We start from the raw sequence: 444 nt of genomic DNA, 5'->3' as shown, positions 1-444 counted from the left end.
CCGCGCCACCCGGGCCGGCCGCGACGTGGACGCGCTGGCCACCGTGCTGTTCGACGCCGCACAGGCCGGCATCACCGACATCTCGGCCCGCACGCTGTCCGACATCGAGGCGTCCGTGGGTTCCGCCCCCGAGCTGGGCCCGCTGGGCCGCATGCTGGCCGTGGTGCTGACCATGTGGCGGCACGGCCACCTGTTCGACACCACCCACAGCACCACCCTGGGCACGGTGATCACCGCCGCGGTCCGGCGGGTGCTGTGGCTGGCCGAGGGCGTCCGCGGCGGCGACGCCCCCGCCGACCCGGCCCGCATCGCCGCCCTGGCCGCCTGCCGCGACGCGCTGCACCACGCCGAACGGCCGCTCGGCCTGGACCGCACGGCCGCCCTCGAGGTGGCCGCCCGCCTGTCCACCGACGACGAGGTCCCGCCCGACCTGCGCGGCGCCGC

At 78.2% G+C, this 444-nt stretch carries 1 pseudogene; it reads left to right on the top strand.

Features of this window, described 5'->3' with window-relative positions:
• Positions 1-444: pseudogene (locus Ato02nite_RS51170) on the top strand (DUF5682 family protein); the annotation flags it as partial.

It is taken from the genome of Paractinoplanes toevensis (genome assembly GCF_018332695.1).
Taxonomy (GTDB): Bacteria; Actinomycetota; Actinomycetes; order Mycobacteriales; family Micromonosporaceae; genus Actinoplanes; species Actinoplanes toevensis.
The sequence above is the reverse complement of the archived record's forward strand: the minus strand, read 5'-3'. Positions and strand labels throughout refer to the sequence as shown.